Origin of the sequence: Pacificoceanicola algae (assembly GCF_049341065.1) — a bacterium.
Lineage (GTDB): Bacteria > Pseudomonadota > Alphaproteobacteria > Rhodobacterales > Rhodobacteraceae > Pacificoceanicola.
Map to the genome: position 1 here is coordinate 38,806 of NZ_JBMPIX010000015.1, position 21,345 is coordinate 60,150.

The following is a 21,345-nucleotide window of genomic DNA, read 5'->3' on the forward strand; positions in this document are numbered from 1 at the left end:
TCCTGAAGATGGGCGCAGAGTGTACTGATCGCAGAGGGGCGTCAATCCCGCCCCGCATTAGCCTTCGCTCAGGGTTTGGCGCGGTCCGGTGGTTGCTGGGTGTTGCGGGCGGGCGCGGTTTGCGACAGTGTCAGCGCAAAGTCATTCACCAGCGGGAGGAACAGTTATGCGCACAATGGCAGCCGTTGCATTGGAGGCAGGCAAGCCTCTGGAAATCATGGAAGTGAATCTGGATGGCCCGAAGGCCGGCGAGGTTCTGGTTGAAATCAAGGCTACGGGCATTTGCCACACCGACGAGTTCACCCTGTCCGGCGCCGATCCCGAGGGGCTGTTCCCCTCGATCCTTGGCCACGAGGGCGCAGGCGTTGTGCTGGAGGTAGGTGAAGGCGTCACCACGCTTAAACCGGGTGATCATGTCATCCCGCTCTACACGCCGGAATGCCGCGAGTGCTATTCCTGCCTGTCGGGCAAGACCAACCTGTGCACCGCAATCCGCAACACGCAAGGTCAGGGCCTGATGCCCGACGGCACCACGCGGTTTTCGATGCTGGATGGCACGCCGATCTATCACTACATGGGCTGCTCGACCTTCGCCAATCACACCGTGATGCCGGAAATTGCGCTCGCCAAGGTCCGCGATGACGCCCCCTTCGACAAGATCTGCTACATCGGTTGCGGCGTGACCACGGGCATCGGCGCGGTGATCAACACCGCAGGCGTCGAAATCGGATCGACCGCCGCCGTCTTCGGCCTCGGCGGCATCGGCCTCAACGTGATCCAGGGCCTGCGCATGGCGGGCGCGGACATGATCATCGGCGTCGACCTGAACGACGGCAAAGAGGAAATGGCGCGCAAGTTCGGCATGACGCACTTCATCAACCCGTCCAAGGTCGAGAACACCGTCGCCGAGATCGTCAAGCTGACCCAGCGCGGCAACGACCATATCGGCGGCGTCGACTACAGCTTTGACGCCACCGGCAACGTCAAGGTCATGCGCGATGCGCTGGAATGTTCGCACCGCGGCTGGGGCGTGTCGGTGGTTATTGGCGTGGCTCCTGCTGGCGCCGAGATCAGCACCCGTCCGTTCCAGCTTGTCACCGGGCGCGTCTGGAAAGGCACGGCCTTCGGCGGCGCCAAGGGCCGCACCGACGTGCCGAAAATCGTCGATTGGTACATGGACGGCAAGGTCGAGATCGACCCGATGATCACCCACACCATGCCGCTCGAGAAAATCAACGACGCCTTCGACCTGATGCACAAGGGCGAGAGCATCCGCTCTGTCGTGATCTACTGAAAGCGCGCGGGGACAGTCCCCGCCCTAGATGATGGTCCAAGCAAAGGCCCGGGAGAAATCCCGGGCCTTCAACGCTTCGGAATCGATGTAGAAGGCCAGATGTTCGGAATAATCGAATCCCCAATCGTGGTCGTACTCCAACCGCAACAGCGGGATCTGACGCGCCTCCATCAAGTGCTCATCCCGATCGCCGTAGAAATCAAAAAACGTATGCGCCGCCGGCCCGCTGCGCTCCGTCTCCAGCCCAGACCGGTCCGGATCCGTTACAGGGGCAACGGCGATTTCGTTAAGCGCCTTACCCGTCGCCTGAATCCGTTCGATCGCGGCATCGGCGAAGTCCTGAGTGACAAACATCCATGCGGTCTGTTCATACTTGTGGGCGTGTACCGGCCATTTGCGAAAGACCTTTGGCTCTTCGAACCAGCACACATCAAGCAGCGTCCGCTCTTTCCAACCCTCCGGGAACTCGGGCATGGCACGCTCCGGACAGGCGCTGACATCACCGTCGACCCAGATCACCGACGCTGTTCCCGGCACCCCCTCCAGATGATCCGCGTAGTCGGCAAAGAAGAACAGCGTGCCGGTCCGGGGCATCAGTTCGAAATCCTCTCCGAAGGGAAGGGACGCCAGATTGATCTGGGCAATGAAATGCATCGGGTGCGTCGCTTCCTCGGTATACCTTGCCACCCAGGGCCACGCGATCTCGGGTGGCAGCGTCGGCGCCCCGCCAAGCCAGCAGCCCGTCCTTGCCGGCATTTCGGCAAAGGGCTCTTTCACCACGAACAGCGCCGGGTAGGTGGCCTTTGCCAGCATCTGTTCAAGCTCGCCGGGATCCAGCGCGCGGTGATGTTCGGCAGGATCGGCCCATTTCGCCGGATACTCGATAAGCGGAAACATGTGCGCCCTTTCTGGATTGCGTTTCTTGCCCGGGGATCGCCTGAAAATCCGGCAAGTTTCAGGCCCCCGCGCGGCAATCTCGGGAAACGCGCGCATGAAGAATTAACGGGCCGCCCTTGCCCCGGATCGCATTTTGAGACAGTCCTAGAGGCGCTTTTCAAGGGATCGGTCATGCAGAACAAGGTGCGCGAGCTTTATGCCGGCGACAGCGACACGGCGCACAGGTTTCGCTATGGTCTGCTGATCTTTGACGTCACAACGATCCTGTTCGTGATCGCGACCTCCTTTACCCAGCACGGCACCGTCGTCGAGGTGATCGACGCACTCTTTGGGGTGGTGATCCTGACAGACTTCGCCGCCCGCATCTGGGTTTCGACCAACCGCATGCGGCTGCTGACACGGCTGACGACGTTGGCCGATGTCATTGCCCTGCTGTCCTTTCTGGCCCCCTTGGCGGGCGAAGGGCTTGGCTTTCTGCGGATCCTGAGGACGCTGCGCCTGCTGCGCACCTATCAGTTGTCGCAACGGCTGAAACTGGATTTTCCTTATTTCAGGCGCAATGAGGACGTGGTCTTTGCAATCCTCAACCTTGCTGTGTTCATCTTTGTGATGACAGGTCTGATCTATGCGACCCAACACAAGGTGAACCCGCAGATCCGCCACTATGCGGACGCCCTCTATTTCACCGTGACAGCGCTGACGACAACCGGGTTTGGCGACATCACTCTGCCGGGCACCACGGGGCGGATGATTTCAGTTCTGGTGATGATCTTTGGCGTGACGCTTTTCTTGCGGCTGGTGCAGGTGCTGTTCCGCCCCAACAAGGTGCGCCAACCTTGCGAGACCTGCGGCCTGGTTCTGCATGATGCCGACGCCGTGCACTGCAAACACTGCGGTCAAGTGATCCGGATCGAGACTGAGGGCCAGACATGAGCATTCCCATCCGCCCTGCCACCGACGCCGACAAACCTGCCGTATGGGCCATGCTGGAACCGGTGTTTCGCGGCGGCGACACCTATGCCATCGACCCGGATATCCCAAGAGACGAGGCGCTGGCATATTGGTTCGGACCGGAACGCCGGGTCTTCGTGGCCGAGGACGGCGGCAAGGCGCTGGGCACCTACTACATGGTGCGCAATCAAAAGGGTGGCGGCACGCACGTTTGCAATTGCGGCTATGTCACCGCGGCAGCGGCGCGCGGCAAAGGCATTGCGCGCGAGATGCTGGCACATTCGCTGCAGGTCGCGCCCGGGTTCGGGTTTCGGGCCATGCAGTACAATTTCGTGGTCAGCACAAACACCCGCGCCGTGGAGACATGGGCACGCGCCGGGTTCGACGTGGTGGGCCGCCTGCCGGGGGCCTTTCTGCACCCCGACGAGGGCTATGTCGATGCTTTGGTGATGTATCGCGCGTTGGCTTGATCAGGATCGCGACCGCACCGAGATCTTGCTCAAACGCGCTGTATGACGTCGGTTTACCGGACAAGCCGGGCCTTCGATGCTATGATGACCGAAACCAATAAGGAGGCTTCATGGCCGACACCAAACTGCTTGCCGTTCTGATTGACGCGGACAACACCTCGCCGAAATACACCAAGGCGATCTTTGACGAGATCGCAGGCCTTGGAGAGGCGAGCGTTCGGCGCTGTTATGGCGATTTTTCCAGCCAACAGATGGCCGGTTGGTCAAGGGTGCAGGCTGAATTCGGGCTTGTCCCACATCACCAGCCCGCCAATACGGTTGGCAAGAATGCCAGCGACATTGCTTTGGTGATCGATGCGATGGATCTCATGCACTCGGGCCGGTTCGATGGTTTTGTTCTGGTGAGTTCAGACAGCGATTTCACCCGGCTGGCCAGCCGTATTCGCGAACAGGGGCTCGATGTCTATGGCATGGGGATGCAAAAAACGCCGGACGCCTTCCGCAAAGCCTGCAAACGGTTCATCTTTCTCGAAAATCTGGATGGCGCTCCGGGCAAGGAAACCGGCCAGAAACCGCAGGGCGGCAAGGATTTGCACGACGTACGAGACCTGATCTTCAAGGCGATGGACGCCATCGAGCAGGATGATGATTGGTACCGCCTTGGCGATGTCGGCCAGTTCCTGACCACGTCGAACCCGGATTTTGACACCCGCAGCTATGGCAAACGCAAACTGTCGGACCTCGTGGCTGAACTGAAGATTTTCGAGACCAAGCGCGGACCGGGTAACCAACTGCTGGTCCGCCGGATGGATTGAAGCGTATCGGCTGAACCCTGGGGCTCAGAGCCCTGCGACCAACCCAATCACAAAACTGACGGTCAGAATGCTCGCAGCGGTCGAGACAAGGATCGAGGCAGACACGCGCTGTGGCGCGACGCCATAATGTTGGGCAAGGATAAACACGTTGCCCGCCACCGGGAGTGACGCTGCCGAAACGGCTACGACGGCCTTGTAAGCGTCTACCGGGAAAAACACATAGGCCCCTGCCGCGACAAAGGCCGGATGCAGAATGAGTTTGGCAAATGACAACCACGCCGCGATCTGGATACGCTCGGCTGATTTTGAGGCCAGCGACGCGCCAATGGCAAACAGCGCCCCCGGCGTGGCCGCGGCCCCGAGCGTGGACAAAAAGGAATTGACGACCTCGGGCACAGGCACCCCGCCAGCCGAGATCCCCAGCCCTAGCGCGATCGACACGATCATCGGGTTCTTGAGCAGGCCCAGCGCGACCGTCCTGAACACCGCCGTCCCCCGCGCGTCACCGCGCGTTCCGGTGACAAGGATGGTCAGCAGCGTTGAAAAGACGATCAGATCGATCGACAGGATCAGAATGATCGGCCCGACAGCGGCCTGCCCCAGTAGCACCGCCAGCATCGGCACCCCCAGAAAACCGGTATTTCCGATGGCGGCGCATTGCGCTTCGATCGCGGCGGTAGCGGTGTCCAGCCCGCGGTAAAAAGCGACCCCGATGGCAATGCCATAGGTAAAGGCCGTGCCCCACAGGTAGGCCGCCGCAAGGGAAGGATCGAAAATCTCGGAAAAGCTCAGGTTGGCGGAAAACCGCAGCAGCATCGCTGAAAGGGCAAAGTAAAAGACGAATTTGGTCAGATGGGCCGATGCTTCCTCGGGGAAAAAGCGCGTTTTGGCTGCGCCATATCCCAGCCCGATCAGGGCAAAAAACGGTAAGGTTTTGAGGAAGATTTCGAACATTACGCTTGGTGGCATGACGCATGAACGGCGTCAACGCGGCCCGCGCAATAGAGGCCTGAAATATCGCCCTATATCGGCTCTGCGGACAATAGAACGTCAGCCAGAACGTATTGCGCGCGATCCCCTGAGTTCGGGCCGCTCAAAGGCAGCAGGATCTCTTTGGTCGATTGGTACAGCGGGCTGGGTCCTACGTAGGGCAAGGAGGCCAACAAGGGTTTGCGGCTGTCAGCCATCTTCAGATACAGGCTCCAGATATCCGACCCCGGCCCCTTACCGGGAAAGCTGGACAGCCGCCGCCCGGGCATTTTCTCGCGGGTCAGATCGCGCAGCGTGGAGCCGATGAATACCGGCTCGAAATCTTCCACGGTGCCGTCGGGATATCGGATAATTTCGGTCAGAATCAATGAATGGCTGCTTTCACTCAGTCCGCTCAGATCGAAAGCATTGAGCTTGGGAAGCTGTCCGTCTTTCGCCTGCGACATCCACTGAAAATATAGCCCCCGCAGGTCAAGCGGTATCTCGGGAAGCGCAAAATCGGATGAGTTCTTCACGTCCTATCTCCCTTTCCTTCATCAAAACCCAAAAATGCTCAATCAACCAGATAACTTGTGCGGTTTAACGGTTGACCAAGCGGAAATCCCCGGCAGATGCCAATGCGGGGCGTGCCGAAAATACGGCCAGGTCTGATTGACAGCGCGTCGGCGGCACTGGATCATGCCGCCATGAACCCCTACGCCCCCCACGAACGTCTGGTCTTGCATGCCCGCCGGGCCCCGGAATTGTGGCGACTAATCCTTGGGCTATGTTTGGCGGGCTTGGTGATGTTTGCGTTAAGCCGCGCGTTTTTCGCCTTGGTCCATGTGGTTTTGCCACAAAGCGCCTATTTCGAGCTTGTTTCGGGGGTAGAAAGCACAGCGACCGCGACTGGCCTATTGGTCCTGCTGATCCTGATGGGAGCGATGGGCGTTGGCGCTATGGTGGCAGCCGAGCTCGTGCATCAACGCTCGGCCGCGTCGCTTTTTGGGCCTTGGCGCGCGTTTCTCCGGCAATTTCTTCAGGTTTTCGCCGCCCTTGCGGTTTTGACGGTGATGATTGCCATCTTGCCGCCTTGGGGGTTGCCCGAAGGAACCATGGCGGCAATGCCCATGGGGGATTGGTTGCGTCTTTTGCCGCTGACACTGGCCGGATTGCTCATCCAGACCGGCTCGGAGGAATTGCTGTTTCGCGGCTATATCCAATCGCAACTGGCGGCGCGGTTCAGCCAGCCCGGTGTCTGGCTTGTCCTGCCCTCTGCCATGTTTGCGGCCCTGCACTATGCGCCCGCCATCTACGGCAGCAACGCCGGGCTGGTGGTTCTCTGGGCCTTTGTCTTCGGCCTTGCTGCTGCCGATTTGACCGCCCGCAGCGGGACGCTTGGACCAGCCATCGCGCTGCATCTCGTGAACAATTTCACCGCCATGGCCATTGTCTCGCTTCAGGGGGAAATGTCGGGGCTGGCCCTGTATCACCTGCCCTTTGGCCCCGAGAACACAGATACCTTGCGCAGCCTGCTGCCGATTGATCTTGGAACGATCGCCGTCAGCTGGCTTGCCGCGCGGATAGCCCTGCGCCGCTAGGGCTGCATGATTGCAATTCTTCTCGTCCGGGCTTAAGTGACGCTGCAACCAACCGGGAACAGGCTGCATATGAACTGGATTACCAACTACGTTCGCCCGCGCATCAACTCGATCTTTTCGCGCCGCGAGGTCCCCGATAACCTCTGGTCGAAATGTGATGACTGTGGAACCATGCTGTTTCACCGTGAAATCAGTGACAATCTGAACGTCTGCTCGAACTGCGGGCACCATATGCACATCACGCCGCGCGACAGGTTCCTGTCGCTGTTCGATGGCGGCATCTTTACCGAGATCGAGGTGCCGGAACCGCTGGCGGACCCTTTGCACTTCCGCGACCAAAAACGCTATCCAGACCGGATGAGGACCGCCCAGAAAACCACGGGCGAGAAAGACGCGATGCTGGTCGCCACCGGCGAGATTGGTCGCACACCGGTGGTCACGGCCGCACAGGACTTTTCCTTTATGGGCGGGTCCATGGGCATGTACGTGGGCAACGCCATCATCGCCGCCGCACAAGAGGCCGTGCGACTGGGGCGTCCGTTGATCCTGTTTTCCGCTGCTGGCGGGGCGCGCATGCAAGAAGGGATCCTGTCCCTGATGCAGATGCCCCGCACCACGGTGGCTGTGCAGATGCTCAAAGAAGCCAACCTGCCCTATATCGTCGTGCTGACCCACCCGACCACTGGCGGCGTGACCGCCTCGTATGCCATGTTGGGCGATGTGCACATTGCCGAACCGAACGCGCTTATCGGTTTTGCCGGGCAGCGGGTGATCGAACAAACCATTCGCGAGAAACTGCCCGAAGGGTTTCAGCGCGCGGAATATCTGCTCGAACATGGCATGCTGGATCGCGTCACCGATCGCCGAAAGATGCGCGAAGAATTGATCATCATTTGCCGGATGCTGATGCAGATGCCGCCCGCCACTTGGGGCGACCTGCCCGCTCCGGGCCCCGACGAGATTTCCAAGCCCGATGTGGGCAGCGCAGAGACGCCCTCAAAATGAACGGCAAAGGCTCGGACATCATCCTTGAAAGGATGATGTCGCTGCACCCCAAGGTGATGGATCTTGTGCTGGATCGTGTCTGGCGCCTTCTTGAAGCCTTGGGCAATCCGCAAAACGAGCTGCCCCCGGTGATCCATCTGGCCGGAACCAACGGCAAGGGCTCGACCCAGGCGATGATCCGCGCAGGGCTAGAGGCAGCCGGTCACAAGGTGCACGCCTATACCTCGCCGCACTTGGCGCGATTCCACGAACGCATCCGCCTTGCGGGTGAGCTGATCAGCGAAGACGACCTCAGCGCCGTGCTGGACGAATGTTATGCCGCCAACAATGGCGAGACGATCACATATTTCGAGATCACGACCTGCGCCGCAATCCTTGCCATGGCACGCACACCAGCAGACTTTACGCTGCTAGAGGTCGGGCTGGGCGGACGTCTGGACGCGACCAACGTGATCGAAAAACCTGCGCTGACGGTGATCACTCCGGTTTCGCTGGACCACGAACAATTCCTTGGCGACACGCTGGCCAAGATCGCGGGCGAAAAGGCCGGGATCATCAAGAAAGGCGTGCCCTGCATCGTCGGCCCTCAGGACGAGGCCGCGCTGGAGGTTATCGAGGCGCGGGCGGAACGGCTGGGCGCCCCGCTGCTGGTTTACGGCCAGCACTGGCATATACACGAGGAACATGGGCGCCTTGTCTATCAAGACGACACAGGCCTGCTGGACCTGCCGCTGCCGAACCTGCCCGGTGCGCACCAGTACCAAAACGCCGGCGCTGCGCTGACGGCCCTGCGCCACCTGAACGCGGGCGACGCGGCCTATGAGGCGGCGGTGACCCGAGCCTATTGGCCTGCCCGTATGCAACGCCTGCAAAACGGCCCGCTGTTCGACATCGCCCCCGAGTCCGAGCTTTGGCTGGACGGCGGGCACAACCCGGCTGCCGGACAGGCCTTGGCCGCGCATCTGGCACGTCTGCCCAAGCGCCCGACCCATCTGGTCTGCGGCATGCTGAACACCAAAGACGCACGCGGCTTCCTGCGCCCGCTCGCCTCTCAGGCACAAAGCCTGACGGCGGTTTCGATCCCCGGTGAAACCAACACACTGCCCGCTGAACAGACCATGGCGCTGGCCACAGAAAGCGGTCACACCGCCAAAAGCGCGCCTGACCTTGCCACGGCGCTGGCCGGGATCGTCGCGACCGACCCCAAGGCGCGCATTCTGATCTGCGGCTCATTGTATCTTGCCGGGAACATTTTGCGGGAAAATGGCTGAAACCATTGGGATAGAGACACAAATCCCCTTGTGTCCGATCGCTGCATATTGACTGATTCGCACGCTCTGACCTATATTTTGTGCAAACAATAACAAGTGCTGGTCCTGTTGGACCGCCAGAGGACGAGCAGATGTTCAAAGGACTTTGCCTGAGTGCAGTCGCCGCCATTGTCGTGGCCGCGCCTGTGTGCGCGCAAAGTACGCGCATCTCGGAAGATCGTGACAGCTTTCAGTTTACCTTGAATGGCGCGTCGGTGACGATCGAACGTTCCGGCCCGGCCTGCCCGCCGTCCTGTCTGCAACCCATGCAGGCCGCCTCGGGTGTGGCGACGATTGGCGAACTCGAAGTGATGGATTTTCTCGATCTCTTCGTCTCGACCGGTCAGGGGCTTCTGATTGACGCGCGCCTGCCAGACAGCTACAGCGCCGAAACGATCCCCGGCGCGGTCAACGTACCCGCCGCCACCTTGCGCCCCGACAACCAGTATCGTGACGACCTGCTGAATGCGTTGGGTGTGAAGGCCGGTGACTACACTGGCGCCTATGACCTTGTGATCTTTGCCGGTGGGCCAGATGCAGCACAGGCCGCCAAGGCGGTGCGCGATCTTTTGGGCGCGGGCTACCCCCCTAGCAAGCTCAAGTATTACCGAGGAGGCCTGCGGGCTTGGACGACGGCGGGGCTAAGCACCGTGTCGGGACAATAGGCCGGAGTGTAGTGTAATGATCAGAATGGTTCTTTTCGCTGTCGGCTTTGTTGCGATCACCATCGCGTTGGTGGTTTTTCAGCCCGGCTCCAATCGCGGCAGGGATATCGCTGTACCGCAACCGGTCACGCGGGCCGAACCCGGGCTGGATACGGCCGAGGCTGTGCCTGCCGCCAATCCTGCGCAGATCCCGCAAGCCGCCCTTGTGGCGCCGAAACCGGAAAAAGTTGCGCCTACGACAGTGGCCAGCATGCCCAATGCAGCGATGGACGACCAGTCCCTGCGCAAGATGACATGGGAGACCCTGTCAAACCTCAATCAGGCTACAGGGCATGAAAAAGCCCCAGGCCAGCCCGGCAGCCTGCTGCACACCATCGTGCGTAGGTCATTGAACCAAGCCCCAAGCGGCGAAGGACCAGGTGGCAATGGCGCTGGCTCGGTTTCTGCCGCTACTCCCGATGTCTATGTCGTGCGACCCGGAGACAGCCTCGTCTCTATCGCCGAAGCGGTCTACGGCGATGTGAACATGACCGGCCCGCTCTTCGCCGCAAATCAGACTTTACTGACGCGGCCCGACGATCTGAGACCTGGTCAGACCTTGGTATTGCCGTCCAACTGACTACTAAGTGTAGCGGAACATTGCCAAAGTTTATTCTAGGTATTGACACCTCCACTATATGTTGACTGCTGCAATTTGATTCGTCTATAACTTTAGGTAGATCGCGCCAGACTGCCAATCAAAGGTGCGACATCGGGGACAATTCATGACGCAATCGAACGCCATTTCGCGTAACGCACCTCGTGTATCCAAAACGGATGTTTCGGCATGATGCGGCAGATTGCCCTTGGAACCGGCTTTATCGGAGTGACGCTTGGTCTGCTTTGGTTTGGGCTTGCCCCGATGGACCAACCCAACACCGACTATAACGAAGTCAGCCGGTCCGAGCCCGATCTCATGGGGCTGACACCCGCCTTGCCAAAGCCAACCGCGGCCACCGAGACCGTCGTTGTGGTTGAAACGCCCACCGCGGCGACATTTCAGGGGCCTAGTGAAGAGTTCGACGCCATCGAAGCCCTGCGCGCGATGAGCTATGGCATCATGAATGAACTTCAGGTGCCCGCGCCCAAGACTCAAGGCCGCCAGCAGGCGGCGCTGACCCCTGTGGTCACACCTCGGCCAGTCAGCGTGCACACGCAACCCCAGACCGGCAAGCACTACACGGTCCAAAAGGGCGACAGCCTGCCGGGCCTCGCCTTTCGATTTTACGGCACAACGGTGGCATATATGCAGATCATCGACGCCAACCCCGACCAGTTGAACGATCCGTCGGACCTGCGCGCAGGCATGACGTTGACGATACCAGAGATAAAGTAATCAGGCAGCAAGACCGGTAGTAACGAGCAGTCTCAGAGGGTCCTTCGGGATCCTCTTTTTTCTTGTCCGCTCAGCCCCAGTCGGCGGCCTGCATTTCGCGCAATCGGCTGGCCGTGCGTTCGAACTCAAAGCTTCCGGCGCCCTCGACATAGAGCATTTCAGGTTCGGCCGCTGCGCTGGCGATCAACCGAACGCGCGCCTCGTAGAGCGCGTCGATCAGGGTGACAAAGCGTTTGGCTTCGTTGAAATTCTGACGCGACAGACGCGGGATGTTTTCAAGCACCAGAACCCGCAACGTGTCGGCCAGTGCAAGGTAATCCGCCGGGCCAAGCGCCTGCCCGCACAGATCAAAGAACGTCGCCCGCGCCATGCCGTTGTGGAACCGCTCCAACACCACGTCGCGGCCCTTTACATGCAGCGTGTGCTTTTCCTCGTTGCCGTGGCTCAGCTCATCCCAAAGGACATCAATCCGCTGACGAGACTCTGCACCGGCGGGTGTGAAGAACACCTGCTCACCGGACAGGCGGTCCTGACGGTGATCCCGTTCCGAAGCCAGTTCATGCACTTCCATCCGCTGTTTCAGCAACTCGATGAAGGGTAGGAAAAGCTGACGGTTCAGGCCATCGCGGTACAGATCATCGGGCACCCTGTTCGAGGTGGTCACAATCACTGTGCCGGCGTTCATCATCTGCTCGAAGAGCCGTCCAACGATCATGGCGTCAGCGATATCGGTGATCTGCATTTCGTCGAATGCCAGAACCTTGACCGCATCGCTGATCGACTTGGCAACCGGTTTGATCGGGTCCGGGGCGCCCTGCTTGCGCAACTCGTGAATTTGCGACTGAACTTCCTGCATGAAGGCATGGAAATGGACCCGGCGCGCGGGAACGCTGAGCGTATCGACGAAAAGATCCATCAACATCGACTTTCCGCGCCCGACACCGCCCCACAGATACAGCCCCTTGGGCGGCTCTGGAGCCTTGCGGAACAGGCCCTTTTTCACCGGTGCCGCCACTTCGGCGCGAATACGCTCGAGCTGGGGCAAGGCCGCAAGCTGGGCATCGTCCTGCTTGATCTGCCCGTTCTGCACGCGGGCGGCGTAAGTGTCCTGAACGCTTGTCATGCGCTTGGCCTTAGCGGTTTGAGCAGCGATTGTGTAGGGGCAACGATGCATCAGAATGTGTGATGCATCCCTGCAAATTTTCTGAATTGACCAATCGTTCCTTTCCCGTAAAGCATGGCGCGTTAACGGAGACCTTCGATGCAAGCGCGCGCCCCACTGTTTACCCCCGTTCTGATCGTGGGGTGTCTGATCATCCTCGTCTCCTTTGCGATCCGAGCCAGTTTTGGTGTCTTTCAGATCCCGATCGCTGCCGAGTTTGGTTGGCTGCGCAGCGAGTTCAGTTTTGCCATCGCGATCCAGAATCTTGCCTGGGGGATTGGCCAGCCGCTTTTTGGCGCGGCAGCTGAAAAGATCGGCGATCGCAAGGCAATCATTCTGGGCGCGCTGGTTTATGCGGCGGGGCTGGTCCTGTCCAGCAAGGCCGTCAGCCCTGAAGCCATGCAATTGTCGGAAATTCTGGTGGGATTTGGCGTTGCCGGAACCGGGTTTGGCATCATTCTGGCGGTGGTTGGTCGCGCCTCAAGCGATGAAAATCGCTCGATGAGCCTGGCAATCACGACCGCTGCCGGCAGCGCGGGGCAAGTCGTCGGCGCGCCGACGGCGGAATACCTGCTGAATGTCATGCCGTGGCAGTCGGTCTTTCTGGTCTTTGCGGCTGTCATCCTTGGGGCGCTGGTGATGTTGCCCTTCATGCGAGCCCCCGCCGCAGCGAAGCCAGAATTGCAGCAAAGCCTTGGCGCCGCCCTGACCAAAGCCGCCAAAGACCCGTCCTTTTCGCTGATCTTCATCGGGTTTTTCAGTTGCGGCTATCAATTGGCCTTCATCACCGCGCATTTCCCCGCCTTCGTGTCCGAGATGTGCGGCCCGATTGCCGCAGGCGGAGTGCTGCACGGTCTGGGGGTCACCACAACATCGGCGCTTGGCGCCGTCTCGATCTCGTTGATCGGGATGTTCAACATTCTTGGCACACTGACCGCAGGCTGGCTGGGCAAGCGTTACTCGAAGAAATACCTGCTGGCGGGCATCTACACGGGCCGGACCATTGCGGCGGCACTGTTCATCGCAATGCCTATCACGCCGACCTCGGTGCTGGTGTTTTCGGCGGTGATGGGCGCGCTGTGGCTGGCGACGGTGCCGCTGACCAGCGGGTTGATCGCGCATCTCTACGGGCTGCGCTACATGGGCACGCTGTACGGGATCATCTTTCTCAGCCATCAGATCGGCGGCTTTCTTGGGGTTTGGCTGGGTGGCCGCTTTTATGACGTCTACGGCAACTACAATCTTGTCTGGTGGATTGGCGTCGGTGTCGGAGCACTCAGCGCCCTTGTCCATCTGCCGATCAGGGAAAAACTGACTGTCGCGCCTTTGCCTGCGGAATAACCGTCTTCAAACCGGGCTGACCCAGGTGGCGCGGATCGCTTCGATGACTTCGGCCTTGTGGGTATTGGGCAAGCCGTGGCCAGCGCCTTCGATCACCTCGTGCTTTGCGTCACGGTTCCATTGAGCCAGCTCTCCCATGGCGCGGATCGGAATGACTTGATCCTCGCGCCCCCAGATCGCCGTAACGGGAAGCCCCTCGCGCGATATGCGGCGATGCTGCTCGGATTGCTGATTGCGAAGTATCCCGCGCATAGATGCAAGCACCGAGCGGGAATAGCCCCAATAGTTCAACTCTCGTTCCAGAAGGTTGGACATGGCTGCGGCCTCGGGGTGGGCGGCGGCGTCAGCTTTGATCCCTTTGCGCAGGTTGCGCGGGAACCCAAGGTGAAAGGCCCAATCGCCGATCAACGGCCAATTGATCGCCCATCTCGCAAGGTTGCCCAATTCATGGCCCATCCCTGCAGGCGCCAGAAGGATCAGACGCCGCAGCCGATGCCCCTGCTCGGCTGCGAATTCTGTGGCGATGGCCCCGCCCATGGAATAGCCGATCAGGGTGATGTCGTCCTGCACGCCTTGATGATTCAAAAGTTCGGTCAGCTGCCCCATAAAGAATGCCGCGCCCTGCGGGCCGCGCGGTCGGTCAGAATAGCCGCGGCCATACAGATCATAGACCAGAACGCGAAACCCCAAGGCGCCCAGATCCTCGGCCAGACGTCGCCAGACGAATGAGGGCGTGGTCAGCCCATGCACACAGACCGCGACAGGCCCACTTGGCGCGCCAAGCCATTCATAGTGAGTCAGACCTTGGGAAAGCCGCGCAAATTGCCCCGGCGCGGTTTCGCGCGCGCGTGCGTTCATCGGCTTACGCGCCAGCTCTTGCCAAAACGGAAGCGACGCAAGGCCAAACCCGGCGACACTGGTGATGACCGTGGTCAGGCTCATGCGGCTTCACCCGCCGTCAGCAGACCCTTGGAAACAAGGCATTCGGCCCACCCCTGCGGCCCATCGAACAGATGGCCCTGCCAGCCGCGATTGCGGGCGGCCTCGATGTTTTCGGCGCGGTCATCGGTGAACAGCAAGCTTTCCGGCGGCAGGCCGCAGTCCTGTTCGACCATCTCGTAGATGCGCGCATTCGGTTTGATCACCCCCATATGCCCCGAGACATAGGGCCGGTCGAATTCGTTGAGGAACTCATAGACCGGAGTCGCAATCTGCCATGTACCGATGCCAAAGTTGGTCAAGGCAAAGACCGGCACGCCCTTGGCCCGCAAGGCGCGCAGCAGGCGTACCGAATGCGGGATGGCGGGTGTGGCAAGGTCCAGCCAGTGGTCATGCCACATGCGGATTTCATCGCGCCATTCCGGGTATTTCTCGGCCCAGTCATAGATGGTCTGGCGGAAATCGTGGCCAGTATCGACAAGATCGTTCATGCCGTGCAGATCGACCTGCGCGAACATCTGCTTGCGACGGGCCTCCCCGATGGTCGCATCGTAAAAGCGTTCGGGTTGCCATTCGATCAGCACGTTTCCGATGTCGAAAACCACAGCCCTGATCATGCCCCGGCCCCCTTGGCTTTGCGCAAACACCGCTCGAGCGCGTCAAGAAAGCGGCTGCGGTCGGCTTTGGAAAAGCCCTTGCCGCCGCCTTGCCGGAACGGATCAGCCGAGCGCAGGTCAGCCATCAGGTCACGCATGGCCAATTGCTGACCGATGTTGCGTTCATCTAGGATCGAGCCGTCATGGCGCAGCACCTGCGCCCCCGAGGCCACGCATTTCGCCGCCAAAGGCATATCCGAGGTCACGACCACATCCCCGGTTTTTGCCCGGTCCGCGATCCACATGTCGGCCACATCCGGGCCTTCTGGGACAATCACCGTTTCGACAAACGGGTTCTGCGGGGGCCGCAGCCCGCCATTGCTGACCAGCTTCATGGGGATCTTGTGGCGGGTGGCCACGCGCTCGGCCTCTTGTTTGACGGGGCAGGCGTCGGCGTCGATGAAAAGGGTCGTCACGCGTGCAATGCCTCGGCATGAAAGGCGATGTGATCCTCCATGAAAGAGGAAACGAAGAAATAACTATGGTCATACCCCTTCTGGATGCGGAACGTGCCTTCCTGGCGGCGGGCAGCCATCGCTGCGGACAGCGCCTCGGGCTTGAGCAGGTCAAGGAAATTATCGCTGCCGCCCTGATCAATCAGGATCGGGCCTTCGAACCCCTTGTCCCGCATCAACAGCGTCGAATCGTGCTTGATCCATGTGCTTTCATCGGACCCAAGATAGGCGCCCAACTGCTTGCGGCCCCAATCGCTGGCTGTTGGATGGGCAATGGGGGCAAAGGCGGACACACTGGAAAACCGTCCCGGCAGATTCATCGCCAGGGTCAAGGCGCCGTGGCCGCCCATGGAATGGCCCGTGATGGCCTGCCGATCCAGATCAATCGCGAAACTGTCGCCCAGCAGGGCTGGCAGTTCTTCGGCCACATAGTTCCACATGCGAAAATGCGGCGCCCATGGGTCCTGTGTGGCGTTCACATAGAACCCGGCGCCCTGCCCCAGATCATAGGCCTCGTCATTGGCCACGCCTTCACCGCGCGGCGACGTGTCGGGGAACACCAGCGCGACGCCAGCCTCGGCGGCCCAACCTTGGGCGGCGGCCTTGGTCATGGCATTTTCGTGGGTGCAGGTCAGGCCCGACAGATACCACAGCACAGGCACCGGTCCGTGCGCCGCGTCTTCGGGCAGGAACAGCCCAAAGGTCATGTCGCAATTGCAAACCGTAGACTTGTGGGAATAGACCCCTTGCACGCCGCCAAAGCACTTGTTTTCGGATACGATTTCCATCTGCTCCCTCCATTGGCAAAGCTGCCCCTTGGAGGGGCTAAATCATGCCCCGTAACGTGCCATGAAGGTTTCGATAGCGCCATCCAAAATCCGGTCGACTTCGTGCTGTTCAAAGTCGGTTTGCAGGCCAAAGATCAGCTTGGGCCACAGATCGGCCTTGCACAACTCGGCGAACTGGTCGGCGGCAAGGTTCATGTCGTCGATCACCAATTCGCCCCGCGCCCGCGACTGTTCCAGATAGGTGGTCAGCGCGCGGCGCATGGTCATCGGACCACTTTGATAGAACTGGCGGCCGAGCTCTGGGAAACGATCGGATTCAGCCACGCAGATACGAAAGATGCGCTGCCCCATTTCCGAATAGATGAACGACAGGAACCGATGCCCCGCCTCGCGCAGCACCTCGCGCGGCGGTCGGGACAGATCCATTGTCACCAGCGCCTCGTCTGCCTGACGGCAGCATTGATCCGAGGCGACCTCCATGAACAACAGCCGTTTGTCCGGGAAATAGCTGTAGAGCGTGGCCTTCGAGACCCCTGCCGCACGGGCGATGTCATCGACACTGGCGCCCTCAAAGCCGTCGCGCAAGAAAATCTCACGCGCGCCATCAAGCACCTGATCGAATTTCCGGCCTTTTCGGACCACGGCCTCAGTTGTCATAGATATATTCCATCGCTCCACTATAAACCGAACGGTTCAGTTTCAGCAAGCGCGGCGCGTCATTTGCAGACCGAGCTGGCGGCTTGGCCCGGAACACAGCCTTGGGTCGAAATGTCGGGCTGCGCGGGCGGAAACGTCAGGTCCGGCAAGGACATTGTTGGAACACCCGCAAAGGCAGCCGAACTGCTGACGGACAGGATTAAGGCAAATGCGAAGGATTTCATGACTCGCTCCATCTGAACTGTTTCGTTCACCTATCTAAACCGATCAGTTCAGAACGCAAGGGGAATCTAAACCGATCAGTTCACTTTTTGCCGCTTGAAGCCGGGCGCCGATCGGATAGATTAGAACCATTCTAATCATGAGGTCACCCATGCGCTATCTCACGCAACGTCGGCACTTCAAGGATCTGTCAGAACAGGAGGTTCTGGCGCTGGCGATTTCCTCGGAAGAGGACGACGCCCGCATCTATCGCTCCTACGCCGAAATGCTGCGCACGGACTTCCCGGACACCGCCAAGATCTTTGACGGCATGGCCCGCGAGGAAGATACCCACCGGCGGGCGCTGATTACCATGCACACAAAGCGGTTCGGTGACGTGATCCCCCTGATCCGGCGCGAACATGTTGCGGGCTACTACGCACGGCGCCCCGTCTGGCTGACCAAGAACCTGCCGCTTGAACGCATCCGCGAAGAAGCGGCCGCCATGGAACAGGACGCTGAGCATTTCTATCTTGAAGCGGCCAAGCGAAGCACTGACGCCGAGACGCGCAAACTGCTGGGCGATCTGGCTGCGGCGGAAGCGGGCCACCAATATTCCGCAGAGCGGCTTGAACGCGAACATCTGGACGACGACGCCCGCGAACGCGAGGGGCTGACCGCCCATCGCCAGTTTGTGCTGACATGGGTGCAGCCCGGTTTGGCAGGATTGATGGATGGTTCGGTCTCCACCCTTGCGCCGATCTTTGCCACGGCATTTGCAACGCAGGACACATGGACCACCTTTCTTGTCGGGCTTGCGGCCTCGATCGGGGCGGGGATTTCCATGGGCTTTACCGAGGCGGCCTCGGATGACGGAGAACTGTCTGGGCGCGGATCGCCGGTGAAGCGCGGCATCGCAGCGGGCGTGATGACAGCGCTTGGCGGCTTGGGCCACGCCCTGCCCTACCTGATCCCGCATTTCTGGACGGCGACGATCATCGCTTTTGTCGTGGTCTTCGTAGAACTCTGGGCGATTGCATGGATTCAGAACAAGTGGATGGACACGCCTTTCCTGCGCGCGGCCTTCCAGGTGGTGCTGGGGGGCGCATTGGTCTTTGCGGCGGGGGCGCTGATCGGATCGGGCTGATCGGGTGGGCATAACCTGCCCGCAGCCCCTTGACGCTTGTGCGCTTCCTGCCTGTTCGGTATTCAATCCAAACAAATTCCGCGGGAGGAACCACAGTGCTCAAGCGTTCATTCGACAAATCCAAACTGCCCAGCCGTCATGTAACCGAAGGCCCCGAACGAGCGCCGCACCGATCCTACTATTATGCCATGGGCATGACCGAGGACGACATTCACCAACCTCTGGTTGGCGTGGCCACCTGCTGGAACGAGGCCGCACCCTGCAACATCTCTCTGAACCGGCAGGCGCAAGCCGTGAAGCTGGGCGTCAAGCAGGGCTTTGGCACCCCACGTGAATTCACCACCATCACTGTCACCGACGGCATAGCCATGGGCCATGAGGGCATGCGCTCGTCGCTCGCATCCCGCGAAGCCATCGCCGACACGGTCGAACTGACAATGCGCGGCCATTGCTACGATGCCGTCGTTGGCCTTGCCGGGTGCGATAAATCCCTGCCCGGCATGATGATGGCCATGGTGCGCCTGAACGTCCCGTCGGTCTTTATCTACGGCGGCTCGATTCTGCCCGGCAGAGCGCCCCAGCTGGATGAGATCCCCGAGGATTTCCGCACCCGCGACCTGACCGTACAGGACATGTTCGAGGCGGTTGGCCGCCATCAGAACCACGAGATGTCCGATGCCGCATTGGACATGCTGGAACGCGTTGCCTGCCCCTCGGCAGGAGCTTGCGGCGGTCAGTTCACTGCCAACACCATGGCCTGCGTCTCCGAGGCGATCGGACTGGCCTTGTTTAATTCATCCGGCATGCCTGCCCCCTATGAATCGCGCGACCAGTACGGCGAAGCCTCGGGACTGGCGGTCATGGACCTGATTGAAAAGAACATCCGCGCCCGCGATATCGTCACCCGCAAGGCGATGGAAAACGCCGCGCGCGTGGTTGCCTGCACCGGCGGATCGACGAACGCCGGTCTGCACCTTCCCGCTATCGCGCACGAGGCCGGGATCGAATTCTACCTTGATGACGTGTGCGATATCTTCAAGGACACGCCCTACTTCGTCGATCTCAAGCCCGGCGGCCAATACGTGGCCAAGGACCTGTATGACGCCGGCGGCATTCCTGTCGTGATGAAAGAACTGCGCAAGGCGGGTCTGATCCACGAAGACTGCATGACCGCCACAGGCCGCAGCATTGGCGAAGAGCTGGACCTGATCACCCGCGAAGCGGACGGCAAGGTCATTTATCCAATCGACACTCCGATCACCAAGACCGGCGGCGTTGTCGGCCTGAAAGGCAACCTTGCCCCGCAGGGCGCCATCGTCAAGGTTGCGGGCATCCCTGCGGAACAGCAGGTGTTCACCGGCCCGGCCCGCGTCTTTGAATGCGAGGAAGACGCCTTTGCCGCCGTCAAGGACCGCAAATACGAAGAAGGCGAAGTCATCGTGATCCGCAACGAGGGCCCCGCTGGCGGCCCCGGCATGCGCGAGATGCTGTCCACCACCGCCGCGCTGTCCGGTCAGGGCATGGGCAAGAAGGTGGCACTGATCACCGACGGTCGTTTCTCGGGCGCGACCCGCGGCTTTTGCGTCGGTCACGTTGGCCCCGAGGCGGCACAGGGCGGCCCCATCGCTCTGCTTGAAAACGGCGACATGATCACCATCAACGCTATGACCGGCGAACTGTCAGTTGATGTCAGCGACGAGATTCTGGCCCAGCGTAAAACCAACTGGAAAGGTCCGCGAGAGACGATCTATGCCTCTGGCGCGCTGTGGAAATACGCTCAGCTTGTGGGCGAGACCTACAAAGGTGCCGTGACCCATCCGGGCGGCGCCGAGGAGAAGCACGTTTACGCGGATCTTTGATCGGATGCGGGTCTTTTGCGTACTGAGTGTCTTGGTTGCCAGCCTTTTGTTGGCCGGGTGCGGTGCTACAGTGCCCGGCTCCAACACCGGGGCAGGGTCGGACAGCAAGGCAAACGGCCCGCTTTCCGGCCTGTTCACATCGACGGGTGGCAGCAAAGGGCCAACGCGGCCAAAGATGCCCATGCCCTTGGCCAAGGCCAAGCTGGCGGGTGGGGACGTGGTGGCGGCTGGCCCCGAAGGTTACTGCCTTGATCCGAAAACCGTACAATCGCGCGCATCGCGCGGCTTTGCCCTGATCGCGTCCTGCCAGATCCTGTCTGGCGGTGCGGTCGGAAACTGGGCCGAGCCTGTCTTGATCACCGTTACCGTTGGACCCAAGGGCGCATTGGATGACCTGCCCTCGCCCGCCGCGCTGGCGCAGGCGGCCGGGGCTGAATTACTGGCCGGCGAAACCGCCCCCGGTTTCGTTGCGGCGAATCTTGATCGCGGCGGCGACGCGCTTCTGGATGGTGGCGACAAACACTACTGGCGCGGCGCTTTTGTGCTGAACGGCCGCCTTGTCGGCCTTGCGCTTTATGCCCCCGAAGGCAGTTCCTATGCGGCGCAACAAGGCGGCGGCATGCTGGCCAGGGTCAAAGCGCAAATCGCGGCCCTCAGCCCAAACTCCGCTCCTGTCGTGGCAACACAAACAGGGACACCCGGGAAAAAGGGCAAAAGCCTGTTTGGCCGTTTATTCGATGGGAAGGATTTGCCATAATACTGAAAAGGGTTCAGCAAGGACCCAAGGT

Annotated in this window: 24 protein-coding genes; 14 read left to right on the forward strand and 10 right to left on the reverse strand. The window is 60.5% G+C overall.

What is annotated here, in order from left to right; translation table 11 throughout:
• The first annotated feature begins 166 nt into the window (after nt 1-166).
• Entirely contained in the window at nt 167-1,294 is a 1,128-nt protein-coding gene (locus ACOYQJ_RS18285) for an S-(hydroxymethyl)glutathione dehydrogenase/class III alcohol dehydrogenase (protein WP_422907442.1), read from the forward strand.
• A 24-nt stretch (nt 1,295-1,318) separates the two neighbouring features.
• On the opposite strand, the gene ACOYQJ_RS18290 is transcribed toward ACOYQJ_RS18285, so the two are convergent.
• A complete protein-coding gene (locus ACOYQJ_RS18290; RefSeq protein WP_422907443.1) occupies nt 1,319-2,191 on the reverse strand; it encodes a DUF1963 domain-containing protein in 873 nt (290 codons plus the stop codon).
• Between the two features lie 171 nt (nt 2,192-2,362).
• Here ACOYQJ_RS18290 and ACOYQJ_RS18295 point away from each other — a divergent pair, with 171 nt between their 5' ends.
• The 3 genes from ACOYQJ_RS18295 (at nt 2,363) to ACOYQJ_RS18305 (ending at nt 4,427) form a co-directional block, all read left to right on the forward strand.
• Nucleotides 2,363-3,124, forward strand: coding sequence for a potassium channel family protein (locus ACOYQJ_RS18295; RefSeq protein WP_422907444.1), 762 nt, complete (start codon nt 2,363-2,365; stop codon nt 3,122-3,124).
• Nucleotides 3,121-3,612 carry a GNAT family N-acetyltransferase gene (locus tag ACOYQJ_RS18300; RefSeq protein ID WP_422907445.1) on the forward strand — a complete coding sequence of 164 codons (492 nt, stop codon included), beginning with the start codon at nt 3,121-3,123 and terminating at the stop codon, nt 3,610-3,612. Before ACOYQJ_RS18295 ends, ACOYQJ_RS18300 begins: the two co-directional genes overlap by 4 nt.
• Before the next feature lie 110 nt (nt 3,613-3,722).
• Nucleotides 3,723-4,427 (forward strand): NYN domain-containing protein, encoded by a 705-nt coding sequence (locus ACOYQJ_RS18305; RefSeq protein ID WP_422907446.1) that lies wholly within the window; start codon nt 3,723-3,725, stop codon nt 4,425-4,427.
• A gap of 24 nt (nt 4,428-4,451) precedes the next feature.
• On the opposite strand, the gene ACOYQJ_RS18310 is transcribed toward ACOYQJ_RS18305, so the two are convergent.
• Entirely contained in the window at nt 4,452-5,381 is a 930-nt protein-coding gene (locus tag ACOYQJ_RS18310; RefSeq protein ID WP_422907447.1) for an AEC family transporter, read from the reverse strand.
• Between the two features lie 68 nt (nt 5,382-5,449).
• Nucleotides 5,450-5,932, reverse strand: a complete 483-nt coding sequence (locus ACOYQJ_RS18315) for a hypothetical protein (RefSeq protein ID WP_422907448.1) — start codon at nt 5,930-5,932, stop codon at nt 5,450-5,452.
• A gap of 171 nt (nt 5,933-6,103) precedes the next feature.
• On the opposite strand from ACOYQJ_RS18315, the gene ACOYQJ_RS18320 reads away from it, so the two are divergent.
• From ACOYQJ_RS18320 to ACOYQJ_RS18345, 6 genes are all read left to right on the forward strand, one after another.
• The gene (locus ACOYQJ_RS18320) at nt 6,104-6,997 is read left to right on the forward strand and encodes a CPBP family intramembrane glutamic endopeptidase (protein WP_422907449.1); all 894 of its coding nucleotides are present in this window, start codon (nt 6,104-6,106) and stop codon (nt 6,995-6,997) included.
• 69 nt (nt 6,998-7,066) lie between these two features.
• The gene (gene accD, locus ACOYQJ_RS18325; RefSeq protein WP_422907450.1) at nt 7,067-8,002 is read left to right on the forward strand and encodes an acetyl-CoA carboxylase, carboxyltransferase subunit beta; all 936 of its coding nucleotides are present in this window, start codon (nt 7,067-7,069) and stop codon (nt 8,000-8,002) included.
• Entirely contained in the window at nt 7,999-9,273 is a 1,275-nt protein-coding gene (locus tag ACOYQJ_RS18330) for a bifunctional folylpolyglutamate synthase/dihydrofolate synthase (protein WP_422907451.1), read from the forward strand. Before accD ends, ACOYQJ_RS18330 begins: the two co-directional genes overlap by 4 nt.
• A 131-nt stretch (nt 9,274-9,404) precedes the next feature.
• Nucleotides 9,405-9,977, forward strand: a complete 573-nt coding sequence (locus ACOYQJ_RS18335) for a rhodanese-like domain-containing protein (RefSeq protein ID WP_422907452.1) — start codon at nt 9,405-9,407, stop codon at nt 9,975-9,977.
• A 16-nt stretch (nt 9,978-9,993) separates the two neighbouring features.
• Nucleotides 9,994-10,596, forward strand: a complete 603-nt coding sequence (locus ACOYQJ_RS18340) for a LysM peptidoglycan-binding domain-containing protein (protein ID WP_422907453.1) — start codon at nt 9,994-9,996, stop codon at nt 10,594-10,596.
• A gap of 207 nt (nt 10,597-10,803) precedes the next feature.
• Nucleotides 10,804-11,352, forward strand: a complete 549-nt coding sequence (locus ACOYQJ_RS18345) for a LysM peptidoglycan-binding domain-containing protein (protein WP_422907454.1) — start codon at nt 10,804-10,806, stop codon at nt 11,350-11,352.
• Between the two features lie 70 nt (nt 11,353-11,422).
• On the opposite strand, the gene zapE is transcribed toward ACOYQJ_RS18345, so the two are convergent.
• Nucleotides 11,423-12,475 (reverse strand): cell division protein ZapE, encoded by a 1,053-nt coding sequence (gene zapE, locus ACOYQJ_RS18350; RefSeq protein WP_422907455.1) that lies wholly within the window; start codon nt 12,473-12,475, stop codon nt 11,423-11,425.
• 138 nt (nt 12,476-12,613) lie between these two features.
• Between zapE and ACOYQJ_RS18355 the strand changes: the two genes are divergently transcribed.
• Nucleotides 12,614-13,855, forward strand: a complete 1,242-nt coding sequence (locus tag ACOYQJ_RS18355; protein WP_422907456.1) for an MFS transporter — start codon at nt 12,614-12,616, stop codon at nt 13,853-13,855.
• A gap of 6 nt (nt 13,856-13,861) precedes the next feature.
• Here ACOYQJ_RS18355 and ACOYQJ_RS18360 read toward each other — a convergent pair whose 3' ends face one another.
• The 6 genes from ACOYQJ_RS18360 to ACOYQJ_RS18385 are packed head-to-tail and all read right to left on the reverse strand — an operon-like array spanning nt 13,862 to nt 17,574.
• Nucleotides 13,862-14,797, reverse strand: a complete 936-nt coding sequence (locus ACOYQJ_RS18360; RefSeq protein WP_422907457.1) for an alpha/beta fold hydrolase — start codon at nt 14,795-14,797, stop codon at nt 13,862-13,864.
• Nucleotides 14,794-15,411, reverse strand: coding sequence for an HAD family hydrolase (locus tag ACOYQJ_RS18365; protein ID WP_422907458.1), 618 nt, complete (start codon nt 15,409-15,411; stop codon nt 14,794-14,796). The genes ACOYQJ_RS18360 and ACOYQJ_RS18365 overlap by 4 nt, the downstream gene beginning before the upstream one ends.
• Nucleotides 15,408-15,866 (reverse strand): YaiI/YqxD family protein, encoded by a 459-nt coding sequence (locus ACOYQJ_RS18370; protein WP_422907459.1) that lies wholly within the window; start codon nt 15,864-15,866, stop codon nt 15,408-15,410. Before ACOYQJ_RS18370 ends, ACOYQJ_RS18365 begins: the two co-directional genes overlap by 4 nt.
• Nucleotides 15,863-16,693, reverse strand: coding sequence for an S-formylglutathione hydrolase (gene fghA, locus ACOYQJ_RS18375; protein WP_422907460.1), 831 nt, complete (start codon nt 16,691-16,693; stop codon nt 15,863-15,865). The genes ACOYQJ_RS18370 and fghA overlap by 4 nt, the downstream gene beginning before the upstream one ends.
• Before the next feature lie 42 nt (nt 16,694-16,735).
• Nucleotides 16,736-17,350: a TetR/AcrR family transcriptional regulator gene (locus ACOYQJ_RS18380; protein WP_422907461.1), complete on the reverse strand. Its 615-nt coding sequence runs from the start codon at nt 17,348-17,350 to the stop codon at nt 16,736-16,738.
• A gap of 59 nt (nt 17,351-17,409) precedes the next feature.
• Nucleotides 17,410-17,574, reverse strand: a complete 165-nt coding sequence (locus tag ACOYQJ_RS18385; RefSeq protein WP_422907462.1) for a hypothetical protein — start codon at nt 17,572-17,574, stop codon at nt 17,410-17,412.
• Between the two features lie 149 nt (nt 17,575-17,723).
• Here ACOYQJ_RS18385 and mbfA point away from each other — a divergent pair, with 149 nt between their 5' ends.
• From mbfA to ACOYQJ_RS18400, 3 genes are all read left to right on the forward strand, one after another.
• Entirely contained in the window at nt 17,724-18,698 is a 975-nt protein-coding gene (gene mbfA, locus ACOYQJ_RS18390) for an iron exporter MbfA (protein ID WP_422907463.1), read from the forward strand.
• Nucleotides 18,699-18,793: 95 nt separating this feature from the next.
• Entirely contained in the window at nt 18,794-20,557 is a 1,764-nt protein-coding gene (ilvD, locus tag ACOYQJ_RS18395) for a dihydroxy-acid dehydratase (RefSeq protein WP_422907464.1), read from the forward strand.
• A 70-nt stretch (nt 20,558-20,627) separates the two neighbouring features.
• Nucleotides 20,628-21,314: a dihydroxy-acid dehydratase gene (locus tag ACOYQJ_RS18400; protein ID WP_422907465.1), complete on the forward strand. Its 687-nt coding sequence runs from the start codon at nt 20,628-20,630 to the stop codon at nt 21,312-21,314.
• Nucleotides 21,315-21,345 lie beyond the last annotated feature (31 nt).